General features: G+C 53.8%; 17 protein-coding genes and 1 riboswitch. Of the genes, 9 read left to right on the forward strand and 8 right to left on the reverse strand.

What is annotated here, in order from left to right:
• Position 1: 1 nt before the first annotated feature.
• From mraZ to leuO, 5 genes are all read right to left on the reverse strand, one after another.
• Positions 2–460, reverse strand: coding sequence for a division/cell wall cluster transcriptional repressor MraZ (gene mraZ / locus ABVM99_RS18515; RefSeq protein ID WP_000488294.1), 459 nt, complete (start codon positions 458–460; stop codon positions 2–4).
• Between the two features lie 605 nt (positions 461–1,065).
• Entirely contained in the window at positions 1,066–2,070 is a 1,005-nt protein-coding gene (gene cra, locus ABVM99_RS18520; protein WP_000762406.1) for a catabolite repressor/activator, read from the reverse strand.
• A gap of 283 nt (positions 2,071–2,353) precedes the next feature.
• Positions 2,354–2,845, reverse strand: a complete 492-nt coding sequence (gene ilvN / locus ABVM99_RS18525) for an acetolactate synthase small subunit (protein ID WP_001563086.1) — start codon at positions 2,843–2,845, stop codon at positions 2,354–2,356.
• 2 nt (positions 2,846–2,847) lie between these two features.
• The gene (gene ilvI / locus ABVM99_RS18530; protein ID WP_000425619.1) at positions 2,848–4,572 is read right to left on the reverse strand and encodes an acetolactate synthase 3 large subunit; all 1,725 of its coding nucleotides are present in this window, start codon (positions 4,570–4,572) and stop codon (positions 2,848–2,850) included.
• Between the two features lie 321 nt (positions 4,573–4,893).
• Positions 4,894–5,838 carry a transcriptional regulator LeuO gene (leuO, locus tag ABVM99_RS18535; protein ID WP_001115420.1) on the reverse strand — a complete coding sequence of 315 codons (945 nt, stop codon included), beginning with the start codon at positions 5,836–5,838 and terminating at the stop codon, positions 4,894–4,896.
• 656 nt (positions 5,839–6,494) lie between these two features.
• On the opposite strand from leuO, the gene leuL reads away from it, so the two are divergent.
• The 5 genes from leuL to leuD all read left to right on the forward strand — a co-directional run bounded on the left by leuL (position 6,495) and on the right by leuD (position 11,350).
• Entirely contained in the window at positions 6,495–6,581 is an 87-nt protein-coding gene (leuL, locus tag ABVM99_RS18540) for a leu operon leader peptide (protein ID WP_001575587.1), read from the forward strand.
• Between the two features lie 87 nt (positions 6,582–6,668).
• Entirely contained in the window at positions 6,669–8,240 is a 1,572-nt protein-coding gene (gene leuA / locus ABVM99_RS18545; RefSeq protein ID WP_000082819.1) for a 2-isopropylmalate synthase, read from the forward strand.
• Positions 8,240–9,331, forward strand: a complete 1,092-nt coding sequence (leuB, locus tag ABVM99_RS18550) for a 3-isopropylmalate dehydrogenase (RefSeq protein ID WP_023195786.1) — start codon at positions 8,240–8,242, stop codon at positions 9,329–9,331. Before leuA ends, leuB begins: the two co-directional genes overlap by 1 nt.
• A gap of 2 nt (positions 9,332–9,333) precedes the next feature.
• Positions 9,334–10,734 (forward strand): 3-isopropylmalate dehydratase large subunit, encoded by a 1,401-nt coding sequence (gene leuC, locus ABVM99_RS18555; RefSeq protein ID WP_001140632.1) that lies wholly within the window; start codon positions 9,334–9,336, stop codon positions 10,732–10,734.
• A 10-nt stretch (positions 10,735–10,744) separates the two neighbouring features.
• Positions 10,745–11,350: a 3-isopropylmalate dehydratase small subunit gene (leuD, locus tag ABVM99_RS18560; protein ID WP_000818264.1), complete on the forward strand. Its 606-nt coding sequence runs from the start codon at positions 10,745–10,747 to the stop codon at positions 11,348–11,350.
• 334 nt (positions 11,351–11,684) lie between these two features.
• On the opposite strand, the gene sgrT is transcribed toward leuD, so the two are convergent.
• Entirely contained in the window at positions 11,685–11,807 is a 123-nt protein-coding gene (sgrT, locus tag ABVM99_RS18565; protein ID WP_001248755.1) for a glucose uptake inhibitor SgrT, read from the reverse strand.
• Between the two features lie 92 nt (positions 11,808–11,899).
• On the opposite strand from sgrT, the gene sgrR reads away from it, so the two are divergent.
• From sgrR to thiQ, 4 genes are all read left to right on the forward strand, one after another.
• Positions 11,900–13,558: an HTH-type transcriptional regulator SgrR gene (sgrR, locus tag ABVM99_RS18570; protein WP_023195787.1), complete on the forward strand. Its 1,659-nt coding sequence runs from the start codon at positions 11,900–11,902 to the stop codon at positions 13,556–13,558.
• A gap of 46 nt (positions 13,559–13,604) precedes the next feature.
• A riboswitch (TPP riboswitch) is annotated at positions 13,605–13,704 on the forward strand.
• A gap of 31 nt (positions 13,705–13,735) precedes the next feature.
• On the forward strand, positions 13,736–14,719 hold the full coding sequence (thiB, locus tag ABVM99_RS18575) for a thiamine ABC transporter substrate binding subunit (protein ID WP_023195788.1): 984 nt from the start codon (positions 13,736–13,738) through the stop codon (positions 14,717–14,719).
• On the forward strand, positions 14,695–16,305 hold the full coding sequence (thiP, locus tag ABVM99_RS18580) for a thiamine/thiamine pyrophosphate ABC transporter permease ThiP (protein ID WP_001647644.1): 1,611 nt from the start codon (positions 14,695–14,697) through the stop codon (positions 16,303–16,305). Before thiB ends, thiP begins: the two co-directional genes overlap by 25 nt.
• Positions 16,289–16,996, forward strand: a complete 708-nt coding sequence (gene thiQ / locus ABVM99_RS18585) for a thiamine ABC transporter ATP-binding protein ThiQ (RefSeq protein WP_000915965.1) — start codon at positions 16,289–16,291, stop codon at positions 16,994–16,996. The genes thiP and thiQ overlap by 17 nt, the downstream gene beginning before the upstream one ends.
• 38 nt (positions 16,997–17,034) lie before the next feature.
• Here the strand turns inward: thiQ and ABVM99_RS18590 are convergent, their stop codons facing one another.
• Positions 17,035–17,802 (reverse strand): DedA family protein, encoded by a 768-nt coding sequence (locus tag ABVM99_RS18590; protein WP_001148369.1) that lies wholly within the window; start codon positions 17,800–17,802, stop codon positions 17,035–17,037.
• A gap of 118 nt (positions 17,803–17,920) precedes the next feature.
• Positions 17,921–18,766 (reverse strand): arabinose operon transcriptional regulator AraC, encoded by an 846-nt coding sequence (gene araC, locus ABVM99_RS18595; RefSeq protein WP_000852387.1) that lies wholly within the window; start codon positions 18,764–18,766, stop codon positions 17,921–17,923.
• Positions 18,767–18,985: the final 219 nt, after the last annotated feature.

The following is an 18,985-nucleotide window of genomic DNA, read 5'->3' on the forward strand; positions in this document are numbered from 1 at the left end:
CTTATAGAGACAAGTCCTGCAGCCGCTCCGATAACGTTTCGGTAGCTGACTGTTCAGCGTCGATATCTTCCTTGACCTGTTGATACCAGGTCGTTTCATCCCACAGCTCAAATTTGTTGAACTGTCCAACCAGCATCACTTCTTTCGTCAGTCCGGCATGTTGCCGCAGAACTGGCGCGATCAGTAATCGACCTGCACCATCCATCTGACATTCGCTGGCATGGCCCAACAGTAAACGCTGTACGCGACGTTCTACCGGGTTCATGCTCGACAGACGAGATAACTTTTGCTCAATAATTTCCCATTCAGGCAGGGGGTAAAGCAGCAGGCATGGGTGATGGATGTCAATGGTACATACCATTTGACCGGTAGCGCTCTCGATCAGTTGCTCCCGATAACGGGTCGGCACGGTCAGGCGCCCTTTACTGTCGAGATTGACTAACGTTGCCCCCCGGAACATGCCAGTCTCACCCCTTCTTACCACTTTATCCCACAAATTCCCACTCGAAGGAGTTTACGGAGCGGAGGAAAAGCTTGTCAAGCAAGTCACAACGCTTACCGAAGTAAAAAAGCCAATGTTTACGGCGAATATCTGCGTTGATTAATTTCCGTCCAGCGCGCAAGCCAAATTAACGTTATGAATATTTGTAAGAAAAAAACCAAAGACCCACCGCCGTTTAAAACGGACTCAATATAATCCGAGAAAAATATAAAGTGTCAGTTTGCGACGCGAGCGGCATTTTAGGACATATTGCACCGTGTTAACAGTGCCTGTTTAACGTGTGCAGCGCCTGCTATACCAGCGCCTACGAGCGACTGTCGCGCCAAAGACAAAAAGTGGCTGTTAATTCGACGATTTCTTGCCTGCTTGTAACAAAACAAGACAAAGGAAAAGACTCGTTACGTCTTAATTAGTGGAATATGGACGATTTCGGACAAAAGAAAGGTAATAAAAAAGAATTTTCGGATAATTTTAAGGAATAATCTTAATTATTTAAGGGATATTTTTACTGATACGCATTTGTTTGACGGCGGCAGAAGAGAGAGTCTTTTACCGCCGGTCCTTTAGCTACGGCTCAGAATGCCGCGACGATACAGGTTTCGCCGAATACGCGTTAAGCCAGGTTTCGGTTTACGCGGTTCATCAAGACTTGCCAGCACAATCTCCAGCACGCGTTCCGCGACATCACGATGACGCTGCGCCACCGCCAGTACCGGGCATTGCAGAAAATCCAGCAGCTCATGATCGCCGAAGGTCGCAATCGCCAAATCCGAAGGCAGTTTTCCATCGCGCCGCAGCGTAACGTCCATCACGCCCTGTAATAGCGCGAATGATGTCGTAAAGAGCGCCTGCGGCATAGGATGCGTTTCCAGCCATTTCTCAAACAGCTGCGCGGCGGCTTCGCGCTCATAGCTGTTGGCATATAAGAAATTCACCTCCCGCGGATCGTCTTTCCATGCGGTGCGGAACCCCTGCTCGCGCAGGAAACTGACGGACAACTCCGGCAGCGCGCCCAAATAAAGCACCGTTTCCGCCGGGAATTTACGCAGCTCTTCCGCCAACATCTCGGCATCATCCTGATCGGCGCCGACCACGCTGGTGAAATGTTCGCGATCCAGCGCGCGGTCGAGCGCGACGATGGGGAACGGATCGTTGGCCCAGCGCTGATAGAAGGGATGCTCCGGCGGTAACGAAGTTGAAACAATGATTGCATCCACCTGGCGTTGCAAAAGGTGCTCAATGCAGCGCATTTCGTTATCCGGCTGATCTTCAGAACAGGCGATCAGCAGTTGGTAGCCACGCTGGCGTGCCTGGCGCTCAAGATAGTTTGCGATACGGGTGTAGCTCGTGTTTTCAAGGTCCGGGATCACCAGACCAATGGAACGTGTGCGTCCAGCACGCAGCCCGGCAGCCACAGCGTTAGGATGGTAATTGTGCTCACGCACTACCGCCATGACTTTTTCTACGGTTTTGTCGCTCACGCGGTATTGCTTTGCTTTACCGTTTATAACGTAGCTTGCAGTTGTGCGCGAGACACCGGCCAGCCGAGCGATTTCATCCAGTTTCACAATTGCCCCTTGTGTAAATTGTACAAACCATAACCTTTATGTCGGCATGGGTTAAAATCGTTAACATCTAAGCGCAGTTTGATCACTCCGGCAACCGCTTTTATTCCGGGTTACCACGGATTTCGCAAAAAAAAGCCCAACCGGTGATATTGGGTTGGGCGATAATTCCTGTTGGCTGATATCCGGCAAACCTGCCTGATGGCGCTACGCTTATCGGACCTGGGCCAGATATCAGCCTGCAGGCCGGATAAAACGCAACCGCGTCGTCATCCGGCAAACCTGCTCAGCGCATAATCTTATCGCCGCGCGAAAGCCCGACGACGCCTGAACGCGCCACTTCAACAATTTTCGCCACGTCGCGCAGCGAGGCCAGAAAAGCATCCAGTTTATCGCTGGTGCCCGCCAGTTGAACGGTATACAGCGTTGGCGTAACGTCAATAATCTGACCACGGAAAATTTCCGTATTACGCTTCACCTCTTCCCGTCCGTAGCCGCTGGCCTGGATTTTCACCAGCATGATTTCCCGCTCAACGTGCGCTCCCTGTCCCAGCTCGCTGACGCGCAGCACATCAACCAGCTTGTGCAGTTGCTTTTCAATTTGCTCAAGCACTTTTTCATCGCCTACCGTCTGGATAGTCATGCGCGACAACGTCGGATCGTCTGTCGGCGCGACGGTCAGGCTTTCAATATTATATCCGCGTTGCGAAAAGAGGCCGATAACCCGCGATAACGCCCCAGATTCGTTTTCCAGTAATACCGATAAAATCCGGCGCATCATCAGGTCCTCTCCGTTTTGCTTAACCACATTTCGTCCATCCCGCCCCCGCGAATCTGCATCGGATAGACATGCTCGCTGCCATCAACGGTGACATCGACGAACACCAGTCGGTTATTACGCACATGCTCAAGGGCTTCGCTGAGTTTACTTTCCAGCTCATCCGGACGGTTAATCTGCAGCCCGACATGGCCATATGCTTCCGCCAGGCGCACAAAATCCGGTAACGACTGCATATAAGACTGAGAATGGCGACCGGAATAGATCATATCCTGCCACTGTTTCACCATCCCCAGATAACGGTTGTTCAGGTTCAGAACCAGTACCGGCAGTTCATACTGTAAGGCTGTCGACAGCTCCTGAATGTTCATCTGTATACTGCCATCGCCGGTCACGCAGACCACCATTTCTTTCGGCAGGGCCATTTTAACGCCCAGCGCAGCCGGTAGGCCAAAACCCATCGTGCCGAGCCCGCCGGAATTAATCCAGCGACGTGGTTTATCGAACGGGTAATAGAGAGCGGCAAACATCTGATGTTGTCCTACATCGGACGTCACGTACGCGTCGCCCTTCGTCAGACGCCAGAGGGTTTCAATCACCGCCTGGGGTTTAATGCTTTCGCTTTCCGCGTCATATTTCAGGCACTGACGGGCGCGCCAGCTCTCTATCTGCTGCCACCAGTCGCGAATATCATCCTGCGGCTGAGACGGCGCATCCTGCGCCAGTAGCTCCAGCATTTGTTCCAGTACCAGGCGGGCATCGCCTACCACCGGGATATCAGCGTTAACCGTTTTGGATATGGACGTCGGGTCAATGTCGATGTGTAATACCGTCGCGTTCGGACAATATTTAGCGAGATTATTCGTCGTGCGGTCGTCAAATCGTACGCCAACAGCGAAAATCACGTCGGCGTTATGCATGGTCATATTGGCTTCATAAGTGCCATGCATTCCCAGCATTCCTAACGACTGGCGATGAGTAGCAGGAAACGCGCCCAGTCCCATTAATGAAGAGACCACCGGCAGGTTAAAGGTTTCAATGATGTGGCGCAGCGGCGCATAGCAGGCCGCGCTTATCGCCCCTCCCCCAACATAGACCACCGGTTTTTTTGCCGACGCCAGCGTTTGCAAGGCACGCTTAATTTGTCCTTTATGTCCTGATGTTGTGGGATTGTAAGAGCGCATACTGACCGTTTCCGGCCAGACATACGGCATTTTTTTCGCCGGATTCAAAATATCTTTCGGCAGATCCACGACCACCGGCCCAGGACGTCCGCTTGCCGCCAGCCAGAAGGCCTTTTTAAGCACCTGGGGAATATCTTCCGTCTGTTTGACCAGGAAGCTATGTTTGACCACTGGTCGGGAAATCCCCACCATGTCGCACTCCTGAAAGGCATCATAGCCAATCAATGAGGTGGCGACCTGGCCGGAAAGAATCACCAGCGGAATGGAATCCATATAGGCCGTAGCAATCCCGGTAATCGCATTGGTCGCTCCCGGTCCGGAAGTCACCAGCACCACGCCAACGTCGCCAGTGGCTCGCGCCAGGCCATCCGCCATATGCACCGCGGCCTGCTCATGACGCACCAGCACATGATCGATCCCTCCAACGGTATGTAGCGCATCATAAATATCAAGCACTGCGCCTCCAGGATAGCCGAACACCTGCTTTACGCCTTGATCGATAAGCGATCGGACGACCATCTCGGCTCCAGACAACATCTCCACGGCTTGCCTCCACTTTATACCTGTCATCACGGTTTGACGGACACCTTAACCGCTCGCTATCACGCCTGGCAATTGGGTGGAATGACGTAAAGATGGGAAAGGTTAGAATAATCAGGAGGCAAGAAGAGAAGAAATGGAGAAATACTCCGTCTGAATCACACCAGGTAATAAATAATCGCTTATAAATGCAGACTTACAGCAATTCATCTATTTTTCACAACGACGAAAAGAATCGCTCACCGTTAATTCAGCATAAAATTTTTGATATACGCTAAAAAGCAGAATAAACCAGAATTTGTTTCTGATTTATTCTGCCCGGTTTTATCGCTTACAAACAGAAACTAATAAATCTTCCATCCATTGGTGCCCTTTATCACGCCCAGCCGCTTCATGCCAGGAAAGGTAGCATGTCCGGCTATTCAGTTTTAAAGGCAACGGCAATATTTGCAGATCCAGCGACTCCGCAAACTCTTCCGCCAGCCAGCGCGGGGCAATAGCGACCAAATGCGTCTGCGAAACCACGTTCAGAACGCTGATAAGCGCCATGCCCTGATAAGCCACGCTCGACTGTTTATCCGGCGTGTCATACCACGGCTGACTAAATGACGCATAACGATCGAGAGAAACAACCGCATGTTGTTCATTATAAACATCGCCTTCCAGTAGCGGGCCGCTAATACGCGGGTGTTTTCGGCTGGCGACTAAAACCATTTCATCTTTAAATAGCGGTACGCTGGTAAACTCAGGACGACGGAATTCTTCATAACTAATAACGAACTCGGTTTCCTGATAGCGTAACTGATGCTCAGTATTCTGATTCAACGACGCTTTAAAAACGACATGAATATTTGGCGCAATTTTTTCTACACGATTATAAATCTGTGACGTCAGGATATTATCCAGCGGACTGCACACGCAAAGATTGAATACACGTTCGCTGCTGGTCGGCTCAAACCCCGATCCCGGCAATTCATTTTGCACCAATTGTAACGCCTGACGGACTGAACCAAATAACTGAAATGCACGGGCAGTCGGCTGAATTCCTCGTCCATATCGAACAAAAAGTTCGTCATTAAACATAACCTTCAGACGCGCTACGGCGTTACTGACCGCAGGCTGCGACATTCCCAGCGTGTGGGCGGCGCGCGTAATATTCTGCTCTTGCATTACCGCATCGAACACGGTCAATAGGTTCAAATCAACCATGCGAAGCTGTGGTTTGCCCATATCTAAAAGATGCGGCTTTTCGGTTTTGACCTCTGGCATATTTAACTCCACTGTCACGCTTAACTCCCTTTTTCTGGCTGAAGGCAGAAATAATTCCTGAAAATATGATTTACCATGCATATAAAATAAGAAAAAGGGAAAGCGTTAAAATTCGGAAAACATAAAGACGCTGACAGAGACAAATAGAATGCCAGCGCAAGCGTAATGTGTCCTGAGTCACACCATTGCGATTCATAATGTTTAAATTACGCAAGCAATATAACCATAACTATGGCGAATACACAATCATACACCAAGTGAATGATCATTTAAGTTTCAATTAAATGTTTATATTATTAATAGCTAAAAAGTTAACATTAATTTATCAATAACTTTATCCTTATCCATTAAGTAAACAAGGTTATTTGTTAAAATATAAAACAAATCAAAAAGATAAACCAAACCTTTAGCATACCTTTAACAGTCCATTCCCCTAACCAATTTGCAAACAAAAATGCCTAAATATTTCAAACAATGAAAAGTATGAATGTCCACTCGTTCTTTTATCCTTTATTGGACGCGCAGCCCAGCACAATTAGCTAAAGTACGTATCCGGATATCGTCAACAAAATGCAATGGCGACAGAAAATAGAGTTGACATTAAACGGCATATCCAGTACCACTAAAAGCATAACGCATTCGCTGGAGCTGAATTAATGTCACATATCGTTCGTTTCACTGGGCTACTACTACTCAACGCATTTATTGTGCGCGGTAGACCGGTGGGCGGCATTCAACATTAAGTCAGCTCGAAGTCAAACAAAACCCGCGCCGTTGCGCGGGTTTTTTTATGCCTGACGCAAGGCGCCCCTGGAGACAAGGACCACATCATGAGCCAGCAAGTCATTATTTTTGATACGACCTTACGCGACGGCGAACAAGCGTTACAGGCCAGCCTGAGCGCGAAAGAGAAGCTGCAGATTGCCCTGGCCCTTGAGCGCATGGGTGTTGATGTCATGGAAGTGGGCTTCCCGGTCTCTTCTCCGGGTGATTTTGAATCCGTCCAAACCATCGCCCGCACCATTAAAAACAGCCGCGTTTGCGCCCTGGCGCGTTGTGTAGAAAAAGACATCGACGTCGCGGCACAGGCGCTGAAGGTCGCCGACGCGTTTCGCATCCATACTTTTATCGCCACCTCGCCAATGCACATCGCCACCAAGCTGCGCAGCACGCTGGATGAGGTCATCGAACGCGCGGTATACATGGTTAAGCGGGCGCGTAATTACACTGATGACGTAGAGTTCTCCTGCGAAGATGCTGGCCGGACGCCTGTTGACGATCTGGCGCGCGTGGTGGAAGCCGCTATAAACGCCGGCGCGAGAACCATTAATATTCCCGATACCGTGGGTTATACCATGCCGTTTGAGTTTGCGGGAATCATTTCCGGCCTGTATGAACGTGTCCCCAATATCGACAAAGCTATCATCTCCGTTCATACCCACGACGATTTAGGGATAGCAGTAGGCAACTCGCTGGCGGCAGTACATGCGGGCGCGCGTCAGGTTGAAGGCGCGATGAACGGTATCGGAGAACGTGCCGGTAACTGCGCACTGGAAGAAGTGATCATGGCGATTAAAGTGCGCAAAGACATCATGAACGTACACACCAACATCAATCACCACGAAATCTGGCGCACCAGCCAGACCGTCAGCCAGATCTGTAACATGCCGATCCCGGCCAACAAAGCGATTGTCGGCAGCGGCGCTTTCGCCCACTCTTCCGGCATCCACCAGGATGGCGTCCTCAAGAACCGCGAAAACTATGAAATCATGACGCCAGAGTCCATCGGTCTGAATCAGATACAGCTGAACCTGACCTCCCGCTCTGGCCGTGCCGCCGTGAAGCATCGCATGGAAGAGATGGGTTACAAGGACACAGACTACAACATGGACCACCTGTACGACGCGTTCCTGAAGCTGGCGGACAAAAAAGGCCAGGTGTTCGACTATGACCTGGAAGCGCTGGCGTTTATTAATAAACAGCAAGAAGAACCAGAGCATTTCCGTCTGGATTACTTCAGCGTGCAGTCCGGCTCCAGCGATATCGCCACCGCTTCCGTGAAGCTGGCCTGTGGTGAAGAGATCAAGGCCGAAGCGGCGAACGGCAACGGCCCGGTCGACGCCATCTATCAGGCGATTAACCGCATCACCGGTTACGACGTTGAGTTGGTTAAATACGACCTGAACGCCAAAGGCCAGGGCAAAGACGCGCTGGGTCAGGTCGATATCGTCGTGAACCATCATGGTCGCCGCTTCCACGGCGTCGGGCTGGCGACGGATATCGTCGAATCCTCCGCCAAAGCGATGGTGCACGTACTGAACAATATCTGGCGCGCCGCCGAAGTTGAAAAAGAATTGCAACGCAAAGCTCAAAATAAAGAGAACAACAAGGAAACCGTGTAATGTCGAAGAACTATCATATTGCCGTACTGCCGGGCGACGGTATCGGCCCGGAAGTCATGGCGCAAGCCCTGAAAGTTATGGATGCGGTACGCAGTCGTTTTGATATGCGTATCACCACCAGCCGCTATGACGTCGGCGGTATTGCTATCGACAATCATGGTCAGCCACTGCCGAAAGCCACCGTTGAAGGGTGCGAGCAGGCGGATGCCATTCTGTTTGGCTCCGTCGGCGGCCCGAAATGGGAAAATTTGCCCCCGGAAAGCCAGCCGGAGCGCGGCGCCCTGCTGCCGCTGCGCAAACATTTCAAGTTATTCAGTAACCTGCGTCCGGCGAAACTGTATCAGGGACTGGAAGCATTTTGCCCGTTGCGCGCCGATATCGCCGCTAACGGTTTCGATATCCTGTGCGTGCGCGAGCTGACCGGCGGGATCTATTTCGGACAGCCAAAAGGCCGCGAAGGCAGCGGTCAGTACGAAAAAGCCTTTGATACCGAAGTTTATCACCGCTTTGAGATCGAGCGCATTGCCCGTATCGCCTTTGAATCGGCGCGTAAACGCCGCCGTAGAGTCACCTCTATTGATAAAGCCAACGTACTGCAAAGCTCTATCCTGTGGCGTGAAATCGTCAATGATGTCGCGAAAACGTATCCCGATGTGGAACTCGCGCACATGTATATCGATAACGCCACCATGCAGTTGATTAAAGACCCGTCGCAGTTTGACGTACTGCTGTGCTCTAACCTGTTCGGCGACATTCTGTCCGACGAATGCGCCATGATCACCGGTTCAATGGGGATGTTGCCCTCCGCCAGCCTGAACGAGCAAGGGTTTGGCCTGTATGAACCGGCTGGCGGCTCCGCGCCGGATATCGCCGGGAAAAATATCGCCAACCCAATTGCGCAGATCCTGTCGCTGGCGCTGCTGCTGCGCTACAGCCTGGATGCCAACGATGCGGCAACAGCCATTGAACAGGCGATCAATCGCGCATTAGAAGAGGGCGTTCGCACCGGCGATTTAGCCAGGGGCGCTGCCGCAGTCAGTACCGATGAGATGGGCGATATTATCGCCCGCTATGTCGCAGAAGGGGTGTAATCATGGCCAAAACGTTATACGAAAAATTATTTGATGCCCACGTGGTCTTTGAGGCGCCAAACGAAACGCCGCTGCTGTACATCGACCGCCACCTGGTGCATGAAGTCACCTCTCCGCAGGCGTTTGACGGTCTGCGCGCGCACCATCGTCCGGTACGTCAGCCAGGGAAAACCTTCGCCACGATGGATCACAACGTCTCGACGCAGACTAAAGACATTAATGCCTCCGGTGAAATGGCGCGTATCCAGATGCAGGAGCTGATTAAGAACTGTAACGAGTTCGGCGTCGAGCTGTATGACCTGAATCACCCATATCAGGGCATCGTCCATGTGATGGGGCCGGAACAGGGCGTCACCCTGCCGGGCATGACCATCGTCTGCGGCGACTCCCACACCGCCACCCACGGCGCGTTTGGCGCGCTGGCCTTCGGCATCGGCACTTCTGAGGTAGAACATGTACTGGCGACGCAAACTCTGAAACAGGGGCGCGCTAAAACCATGAAGATTGAAGTCACGGGCAACGCCGCACCGGGCATTACCGCCAAAGACATCGTGCTGGCGATCATCGGTAAAACCGGCAGCGCCGGCGGCACCGGGCACGTGGTTGAATTTTGCGGCGACGCTATCCGCGCGCTGAGTATGGAAGGCCGCATGACGCTGTGCAATATGGCGATTGAGATGGGCGCCAAAGCCGGTCTGGTCGCCCCGGATGAAACCACTTTTAACTACGTAAAAGGGCGTTTGCACGCGCCGAAGGGCCGCGATTTTGACGAAGCCGTCGAGTACTGGAAAACGCTGAAAACCGATGACGGCGCGACCTTTGATACTGTCGTCACCCTGCGAGCAGAAGAGATCGCGCCGCAGGTGACCTGGGGCACGAATCCGGGCCAGGTGATTTCCGTCACCGACATCATCCCCGATCCCGCCTCCTTTAGCGATCCGGTTGAACGCGCCAGCGCCGAAAAAGCGCTGGCTTATATGGGCTTACAGCCGGGCGTACCGTTAACGGACGTTGCTATCGATAAAGTCTTTATCGGCTCTTGTACCAATTCGCGCATTGAAGATTTGCGCGCGGCGGCGGAAGTCGCCAAAGGGCGCAAAGTCGCGCCGGGCGTACAGGCGCTGGTGGTGCCGGGTTCAGGTCCGGTGAAAGCGCAGGCGGAAGCGGAAGGTCTGGACAAGATCTTTATCGAAGCAGGATTTGAATGGCGCTTACCGGGCTGTTCCATGTGCCTGGCCATGAATAATGACCGCCTGAACCCGGGCGAGCGCTGCGCCTCCACCAGCAACCGTAACTTTGAAGGCCGTCAGGGCCGCGGGGGTCGCACGCATTTAGTCAGCCCGGCGATGGCCGCCGCTGCCGCCGTTACCGGCCACTTCGCCGACATTCGCAGCATCAAATAAGGAAACTACCATGGCAGAGAAATTTACCCAGCATACCGGCCTGGTTGTCCCACTGGATGCCGCCAACGTCGATACCGATGCAATTATCCCTAAACAGTTTTTGCAGAAGGTTACGCGCACCGGTTTTGGCGCCCATCTGTTTAACGACTGGCGCTTCCTGGACGAAAAGGGCCAACAGCCAAATCCGGAATTCGTGTTGAACTTTCCGGAATATCAAGGCGCGTCGATACTGTTGGCGCGGGAAAACTTTGGCTGCGGCTCGTCGCGCGAACACGCGCCGTGGGCGCTGACCGATTACGGCTTTAAAGTGGTGATCGCGCCAAGCTTCGCCGACATTTTCTACGGCAACAGCTTTAACAACCAACTGCTGCCGGTAACCCTGAGCGACGCACAGGTCGATGAGCTGTTTGCTCTGGTGAAAGCCAATCCGGGGATTCATTTTGAAGTGGATCTGGAAGCACAGGTGGTGAAAGCAGGCGATAAGACCTACAGCTTTAAAATCGACGACTTCCGCCGCCACTGCATGTTGAACGGTCTGGACAGCATCGGGCTGACGCTACAGCACGAAGACGCGATTGCCGCCTACGAAAATAAACAACCGGCATTTATGCGGTAACCTTTCACGCCTTACCGGGCCTACAGGTTATGCAATATCACCAGGTTGCCACTATATCCTGTAGGCCTGATAAGCGTAGCGCCATCAAGCTCCGGGTTACTCATCAGTCGCTCATGCCGGGGATACTCCGGCATTTTTTATACGTCTTTTACTCGCCCGCTCACCCCCGCGTGACCACAGAAACCGCCGTATAAATCCCGTTGAGACGCCGTCCCATCATCGTCATCCAGAAACAGCCGAAATAAAAAAAGCCAGCAGATATTATCTGCTGGCGGGTGATTTTAGGCTATCGCCTACACCAATACTCAGTCACACATGATGTCTGCAATTGGCTTCAATCGGTCGCCTCCCACTGCATCAGTTCCGCGAGCATTTTTAAGCGCTGCGGCGCGCTCAGGCAAGCCAGCCAGGACGTTTTTTCCGTCGCGGCAAAATATCTCAACCAGAACTGGCGCATAGTGACCTCTTCCTCTTGCTTCATCGAAAGATATTATTGGCCTAATATAGGGATAATAAAATTGCTGAGTTTTTCATCGGAGTTCCCCTTTTATGCCCTCAGGTCGCCTGCAACAACAATTTATCCGTCTCTGGCAATGTTGTGACGGTAAAACGCAAGACACCACGCTTAATGAGCTGGCGGATCTGCTGAACTGTTCGCGTCGCCATATGCGTACGCTGCTAAATACGATGCAGGCGCGCGGTTGGCTAACATGGGAGGCCGAGGTTGGACGCGGAAAGCGTTCGCGTCTGACGTTCCTGTATACCGGACTGGCGCTGCAACAGCAGCGGGCGGAAGACCTGCTGGAACAAGATCGAATCGATCAACTGGTACAACTGGTCGGCGATAAAAGCGCTGTCAGGCAAATGCTGATTTCCCATCTGGGACGCAGCTTCCGCCAGGGGCGGCATATTCTGCGGGTTCTTTACTATCGTCCGATGCACAATCTCCTGCCGGGAACCGCATTACGTCGCTCGGAAACCCATATTGCCCGGCAAATTTTCAGTTCGCTCACGCGGGTAAATGAGGAAAACGGGGAACTGGAAGCGGACATTGCGCACCACTGGCAGCAAATTTCCCCTTTACTGTGGCGCTTCTACCTGCGCCCCGGCATTCATTTTCATCATGGCCGCGAGCTGGAGATGGAAGATGTCATCGCCTCGCTGACGCGTATCAATACGCTTCCGCTTTACTCGCACATCACAAAAATAGATTCCCCTACCGCGTGGACGCTGGATATTCATCTTTCCCAGCCGGATCGCTGGTTGCCGTGGCTGCTGGGCCAGGTCCCGGCGATGATTTTGCCGCGGGAGTGGGAAACGCTGGCTAATTTCGCCAGCCACCCTATCGGCACCGGGCCTTATGCCGTGCGGCGTAATACGCCAAACCAGCTCAAGATACTCGCCTTTGATGATTACTTCGGCTATCGGGCGTTGATAGACGAAGTGAACGTCTGGGTACTGCCGGATATCAGTGAAGAACCGGCCTGCGGCTTGATGCTGGAAGGGCCGATACAAGGCGGTGAAAAAGCGATAGAAAGCCGACTGGAAGAGGGGTGCTATTACCTACTATTCGACGCCAGAACGCCGCGCGGCGCACATCCGCAGGTCAGAGAATGGGTAAGCCACGTCCTCTCCCCCACCAATTTACTCTATCATGCCGATGAACCGCTACAGCAGCTCTGGTTCCCGGCCTATGGGCTTTTACCGCGCTGGCATCACGCCCGTCCAGGCCCGGGGGAAAAACCCGCCGGGCTGGAAACCCTCACGCTGACCTTCTATCGCGAACACATTGAGCACCTGGTTATCGCCCGTATCATGAGCGCGCTTCTGGCTGAACATCAGGTGCATCTGCATATTCAGGAGATCGACTACGATCAATGGCACGCCGGCGAGATCGAAAGCGATATCTGGCTCAATAGCGCTAACTTTACGCTGCCGCTGGATTTCTCGCTGTTCGCGCACCTGTGCGAAGTACCGCTCTTGCAGAACTGCATTCCGCGCGACTGGCAGGACGACGCCGCGCAGTGGCGCGCTGGCGAGATGAACCTGGCGAACTGGTGCCAGCAACTGCTGGCCAACAAAGCGATTGTGCCGCTGATCCACCACTGGCTGATTATCCAGGGACAGCGCAGTATGCGCGGGCTGCGCATGAATACCCTCGGCTGGTTTGATTTTAAATCGGCGTGGTTTGCGCCGCCAGATCCTTAACGCCAGCTCTTGATTGCTGCCCGGCAACAAAATCACTACACTAACGCCGAACTCAACGGGGTGCCGCGCTCATGCGCGCGCTGAGAAAATACCCGTCGAACCTGATCCGGATAATGCCGGCGAAGGGATTTGAGGTTACCTCTCAAGTCCTTTGCCACTCTTTAACTGAGGTGCAAAGTGTTAAAAAAATATCTTCCGCTTTTACTCCTGTGCGCGGCGCCTGCTTTCGCCAAACCCGTTCTCACCGTCTATACCTACGACTCGTTCGCCGCCGACTGGGGGCCAGGCCCGGTGGTGAAAAAAGCGTTTGAAGCCGATTGCAACTGCGAGCTGAAACTGGTGGCGCTGGAGGATGGCGTTTCACTGCTCAACCGCCTGCGGATGGAGGGGAAGAACAGCAAAGCCGATGTGGTGTTGGGGCTGGACAATAATCTGCTGGAAGCGGCCACGCAAACTAAACTTTTTGCCAAAAGCGGCGTGGCGAATGAAGCGGTCAAGGTGCCCGGCGGCTGGAAAAACGACACATTTGTGCCGTTCGATTACGGCTATTTCGCCTTTGTCTACGATAAAAGCAAGCTGAAAAATCCGCCGAAAAGCCTGAAAGAACTGGTCGAGAGCGATCAAAAATGGCGGGTAATTTATCAGGACCCGCGTACCAGTACGCCAGGGCTGGGGCTGTTACTGTGGATGCGCAAAGTCTATGGCGATAACGCGCCGCAGGCCTGGCAAAAACTGGCGGCCAAAACGGTGACGGTGACGAAAGGCTGGAGCGAGGCCTACGGTTTATTTCTGAAAGGTGAAAGCGATTTGGTGCTCAGTTACACCACCTCTCCGGCGTATCACATTATTGAAGAGAAGAAGGACAATTACGCCGCCGCGAACTTCAGCGAAGGCCATTACTTACAGGTAGAAGTCGCGGCGCGTACCGTCGCCAGTAAGCAGCCGGAACTGGCGGAGAAATTCCTCAAATTTATGGTTTCTCCGGCGTTTCAGAACGCCATACCCACCGGCAACTGGATGTACCCGGTAGCGGACGTCTCCCTACCAGCAGGGTTTGAATCATTGGCCAAACCCGCCACAACGCTGGAATTCACGCCGCAACAGGTGGCAGCACAACGCCAGGCATGGATTAGCGAATGGCAACGCGCCGTCAGCCGTTAATTCCCGGCTGGCTGATTCCGGGGCTGTGCGCCGCCGCGCTGATGATAACCGTCTCGCTGGCGGCCTTTCTGGCGCTTTGGCTGAACGCGCCGTCGGGCGCGTGGTCGACAATCTGGCGGGATAGCTACCTGTGGCATGTGGTGCGCTTCTCATTCTGGCAGGCGTTTCTGTCCGCAGTGCTGTCTGTGGTCCCGGCGGTTTTTCTCGCCCGCGCGCTTTATCGACGCCGTTTTCCTGGACGTCTGGCGCTGCTGCGTCTGTGCGCCATGACGCTGATTCTGCCGGTACTGGTTGCCGTGTTCGGCATTCTTAGCGTGTATGGCCGTCAGGGCTGGCTGGCCTCGCTGTGGCAGATGCTGGGGCTTCAGTGGACATTCTCCCCCTACGGCTTGCAGGGCATTTTACTGGCGCACGTCTTTTTTAACCTGCCAATGGCGAGCCGTTTGTTGCTGCAATCTTTGGAAAGCATTCCCGGCGAGCAGCGCCAGCTCGCCGCCCAGCTCGGTATGCGCGGCTGGCATTTTTTCCGTTTTGTCGAATGGCCGTGGCTGCGCCGCCAAATTCCGCCCGTCGCGGCGCTGATTTTTATGCTCTGCTTCGCCAGTTTCGCAACGGTTCTGTCGCTCGGCGGCGGCCCGCAGGCCACCACTATCGAGCTGGCTATCTTTCAGGCGCTCAGTTATGACTACGATCCCGCCCGCGCGGCGATGCTGGCATTAATCCAGATGGTCTGCTGCCTGGCGCTGGTACTGCTAAGCCAACGGTTGAGCAAAGCGATTGCGCCGGGGATGACGCTGACGCAGGGCTGGCGCGATCCTGACGATCGTCTCCACAGCCGTCTGACGGACGCCTTATTAATCGTGCTGGCGCTGCTGCTGCTGCTTCCGCCGCTGGTCGCCGTGGTGGTCGATGGCGTCAACCGCAGCCTGCCGGAGGTGCTGGCGCAACCCATTCTGTGGCAGGCTGTCTGGACATCGCTACGCATTGCGCTGGCGGCGGGCGTTCTGTGTGTGGTGCTGACCATGATGCTGCTGTGGAGTAGCCGCGAGCTACGCCAACGCCAGCAACTATTCGCCGGACAAACGCTGGAACTCAGCGGGATGTTGATCCTCGCGATGCCGGGGATCGTACTGGCGACAGGCTTCTTTTTACTGCTCAATAACAGCATTGGCTTACCGGAATCCGCCGACGGCATCGTGATTTTCACCAATGCGCTGATGGCAATCCCCTACGCGCTAAAAGTCCTGGAAAACCCAATGCGCGATATTACCGCCCGTTATGGAATGCTGTGCCAGTCATTAGGAATTGAAGGCTGGTCGCGGTTAAAGGTCGTGGAACTGCGGGCGCTGAAACGTCCGCTGGCGCAGGCGCTGGCGTTTGCCTGCGTACTTTCTATCGGTGATTTTGGCGTCGTCGCGCTTTTCGGCAATGACAATTTCCGCACGCTGCCGTTTTATCTGTATCAGCAGATCGGCTCCTACCGCAGCCAGGACGGCGCGGTGACCGCGCTGATACTGCTGCTGCTCTGCTTTACGTTATTTACCCTCATAGAGAAACTACCGGGCCGACATGCTAAAACTGATTGATATCACCTGGCTTTACCATCATTTGCCGATGCGTTTTACGCTGGCGGTAGAACGCGGCGAGCAGGTGGCGATTCTTGGCCCCAGCGGCGCGGGGAAAAGCACGTTGTTGAATTTAATTGCCGGTTTTCTTGCGCCTGCCAGCGGTACGCTACTGATTGCCGGCGACGATCATACGCTTACGCCGCCCTCACGCCGTCCGGTCTCAATGCTGTTTCAGGAGAATAATTTATTCAGCCACCTGAATGTGCAGCAAAATATCGGTCTGGGGCTAAACCCTGGGTTAACGCTCAACGCCAGCCAGCGGGAAAAACGGGACGCTATCGCACATCAGATGGGCATTGAGAGTCTGATGACGCGTTTACCGGGCGAACTGTCCGGCGGCCAGCGTCAGCGGGTAGCGCTGGCGCGCTGCCTGGTACGTGAACAGCCGGTACTGCTGCTGGATGAACCGTTCTCCGCGCTCGATCCCGCGCTGCGCCAGGAGATGCTGACGTTGGTCAGCGATATCTGCCGCGAGCGACAGCTCACGCTGTTGATGGTCTCGCACAGCGTGGAAGATGCGGCGCGAATTGCGCCCCGGTCAATCGTCGTCGCCGACGGACGCATTGCGTGGCAAGGCAAAACAGACGAGCTACTAAGCGGTCAGGCCAGCGCCTCAGCGCTATTGGGCATCAAATCCCATATTTTGTAGGCCGGATAAGGCGAAGCTGCCATCCGGCAAAGGAATCGTTAGTAACCCACAACTTTGCGCAGAATATCGATATATACCGGCATCAGCGGGTGGCGAACCAGCACCACCAGCGCGACCACGCCGATCCCGAGCGTCAACGGCGCCAGATACAGCAAACGGCTGCGGGGGAAATACGCGGTTAAACGATCGACTGCCGCTTTGCCGCTGCGCCACAGCCGCCAGCATAGCCAGCCTCCGACCCACAGCAGCAACGCCGTCGCCAGCAGCAGCCATTTGAAATCTCCGCTCTGCATATCGGAAGGAATATCGATTGCCGCTCCCGCCAGAATGCCCGGCAGGAAATAAAACGGCGGCCACAGCAAACAGCCAATCAAGTTCGGCCCAATAAATTTCGCCACGGGAAGATCCAGCATCCCTGCCACCATCGGCACCAGCGGCCTCGTCGGACCGACAAAACGTCCGACCAGGATCGTGAACATACTGTGCTGATGCAGCGCGTGTTCGGTTTTATCCAGCAGCGACTTGTTCTTTTTCATAAAAGACCAGCGGTGTAGCGGCTTTTTAAAGCGCCACCCCAGCCAGAACGAAATCCAGTCGCCCATCAGACAGCCGATAATACCCACCAGCCAGGCATGCCAAAAATTGAGCTCGCCGCTGCCGATAAGCGCGCCCAGCCCCGCCATCAGTACCGTGCCGGGTAAAATCAACCCCACCAGCGCCAGCGATTCCAGGAAGGCGACCAGCAACACGGCGATAAGCGAATACAGAGTGGATTGGGTGATAAAGTGTTCCAGCAGTGCTTGCATAGTGTGTCCGTCAGCGTGATGAAGCAGGGATTCTGCTTACCCCGTCCCCCTTCGTCAAGCCGTCAATTATCCGAATAGTTACGGCTTATGACATCTTTGTGGACACATCATTCACTTTTTATTCACATCCGGCCCTGAACTCGCTAGGACTTGCCCCGGTGCATTTTTTAAATACCCGCGAAAAATAGAGCTGATCGTCAAATCCAACATTGCGCCCAACGGTCGCTATCGGCATTCGCGTAGTGCTAAGCAGGAGTTTCGCCTGGCTGATACGCTGATCTTCGCGCCAGCTCAATACGCTAATGCCTAACTGCTGGCGGAACAGATGCGATAACCGGGAGGGCGACAGGCAGACATGCTGGGCGACGCTGGCGATATCAAAATGACTGTCCGCCAGATGGTCGCTGATATACTGGCAGGCATCGCGCACACGGCTATCCATCGGCGGATGCAACGACTCATTAATTACCGCCATACGTCTGAGCAACAGCTGCTCCAGCAGATTGATCGCCAGTAGCTCAGAATAGCGGCCTTCCCCTTGCCCGGCGCTGATGATCTGCCCGAACAGTTCGCTGAAATGCGGCTGGCGCGCCTCGTCCGGGCGGAAAAATCCTGTCTGGGCAAAGATTGTCGGCCAGGTCAGCCACTCCTGCCAGTAGGCGCGAGGCCGGAAATAAACCCACTGGTGATACCACTCGCTGGCGTCCGGATGCCGTCCATAGTGATGAATCTCGCCCGGCGGAAACAATAATATATCGCCAGGCCGACAGACAAACTGCTCGCCATTATTATTAATGACGCCCTCTCCGCGGATGGTCAGGTTAAGAATATATCCCTTCATGCCCAACGGACGATCGATAAAAAAATCCAGATATCCATTCGCTTCAATTGGCGTCAGTCCGGCGACCAGATGGGCATTAAATGAATATCCCGGCAATAGCGGATCATTTTGCGTTTCAGCCATGATTTCTCTACCCCCCGATGTTCAGAGAAGAAACAAATTGTCCATATTGACCAGGACGACAGAGCTTACGTCTCCGCAAGACCTTGCGCTTAATGAAAGCACGTATCAACCCCGCTTGTGAAAAGCGCTTTGTAACAAAAGCGTACAGTTCAGGCGATAAAATTAAGTAACAGAAGTGTCTATAACTATGGCTGGAATGTCCACATTGAATATTTGCAC

Origin of the sequence: Salmonella sp. SJTUF15591 (genome assembly GCF_043356435.1) — a bacterium.
In the GTDB taxonomy this organism is placed as follows: Bacteria; Pseudomonadota; Gammaproteobacteria; order Enterobacterales; family Enterobacteriaceae; genus Salmonella; species Salmonella enterica.

Excerpts from the sequence above, each read along its gene's own strand:
- mraZ (WP_000488294.1), bottom strand. The coding sequence starts at position 460 with ATGTTCCGGGGGGCAACGTTAGTCAATCTCGACAGTAAAGGGCGCCTG.
- ilvN (WP_001563086.1), bottom strand. The coding sequence starts at position 2,845 with ATGCGCCGGATTTTATCGGTATTACTGGAAAACGAATCTGGGGCGTTA.
- leuO (WP_001115420.1), bottom strand. The coding sequence starts at position 5,838 with ATGCCAGAGGTCAAAACCGAAAAGCCGCATCTTTTAGATATGGGCAAA.
- leuL (WP_001575587.1), top strand. The coding sequence starts at position 6,495 with ATGTCACATATCGTTCGTTTCACTGGGCTACTACTACTCAACGCATTT.
- leuA (WP_000082819.1), top strand. The coding sequence starts at position 6,669 with ATGAGCCAGCAAGTCATTATTTTTGATACGACCTTACGCGACGGCGAA.
- leuB (WP_023195786.1), top strand. The coding sequence starts at position 8,240 with ATGTCGAAGAACTATCATATTGCCGTACTGCCGGGCGACGGTATCGGC.
- leuC (WP_001140632.1), top strand. The coding sequence starts at position 9,334 with ATGGCCAAAACGTTATACGAAAAATTATTTGATGCCCACGTGGTCTTT.
- leuD (WP_000818264.1), top strand. The coding sequence starts at position 10,745 with ATGGCAGAGAAATTTACCCAGCATACCGGCCTGGTTGTCCCACTGGAT.
- sgrT (WP_001248755.1), bottom strand. The coding sequence starts at position 11,807 with ATGCGCCAGTTCTGGTTGAGATATTTTGCCGCGACGGAAAAAACGTCC.
- sgrR (WP_023195787.1), top strand. The coding sequence starts at position 11,900 with ATGCCCTCAGGTCGCCTGCAACAACAATTTATCCGTCTCTGGCAATGT.
- thiP (WP_001647644.1), top strand. The coding sequence starts at position 14,695 with ATGGCAACGCGCCGTCAGCCGTTAATTCCCGGCTGGCTGATTCCGGGG.
- thiQ (WP_000915965.1), top strand. The coding sequence starts at position 16,289 with ATGCTAAAACTGATTGATATCACCTGGCTTTACCATCATTTGCCGATG.
- ABVM99_RS18590 (WP_001148369.1), bottom strand. The coding sequence starts at position 17,802 with ATGCAAGCACTGCTGGAACACTTTATCACCCAATCCACTCTGTATTCG.
- araC (WP_000852387.1), bottom strand. The coding sequence starts at position 18,766 with ATGGCTGAAACGCAAAATGATCCGCTATTGCCGGGATATTCATTTAAT.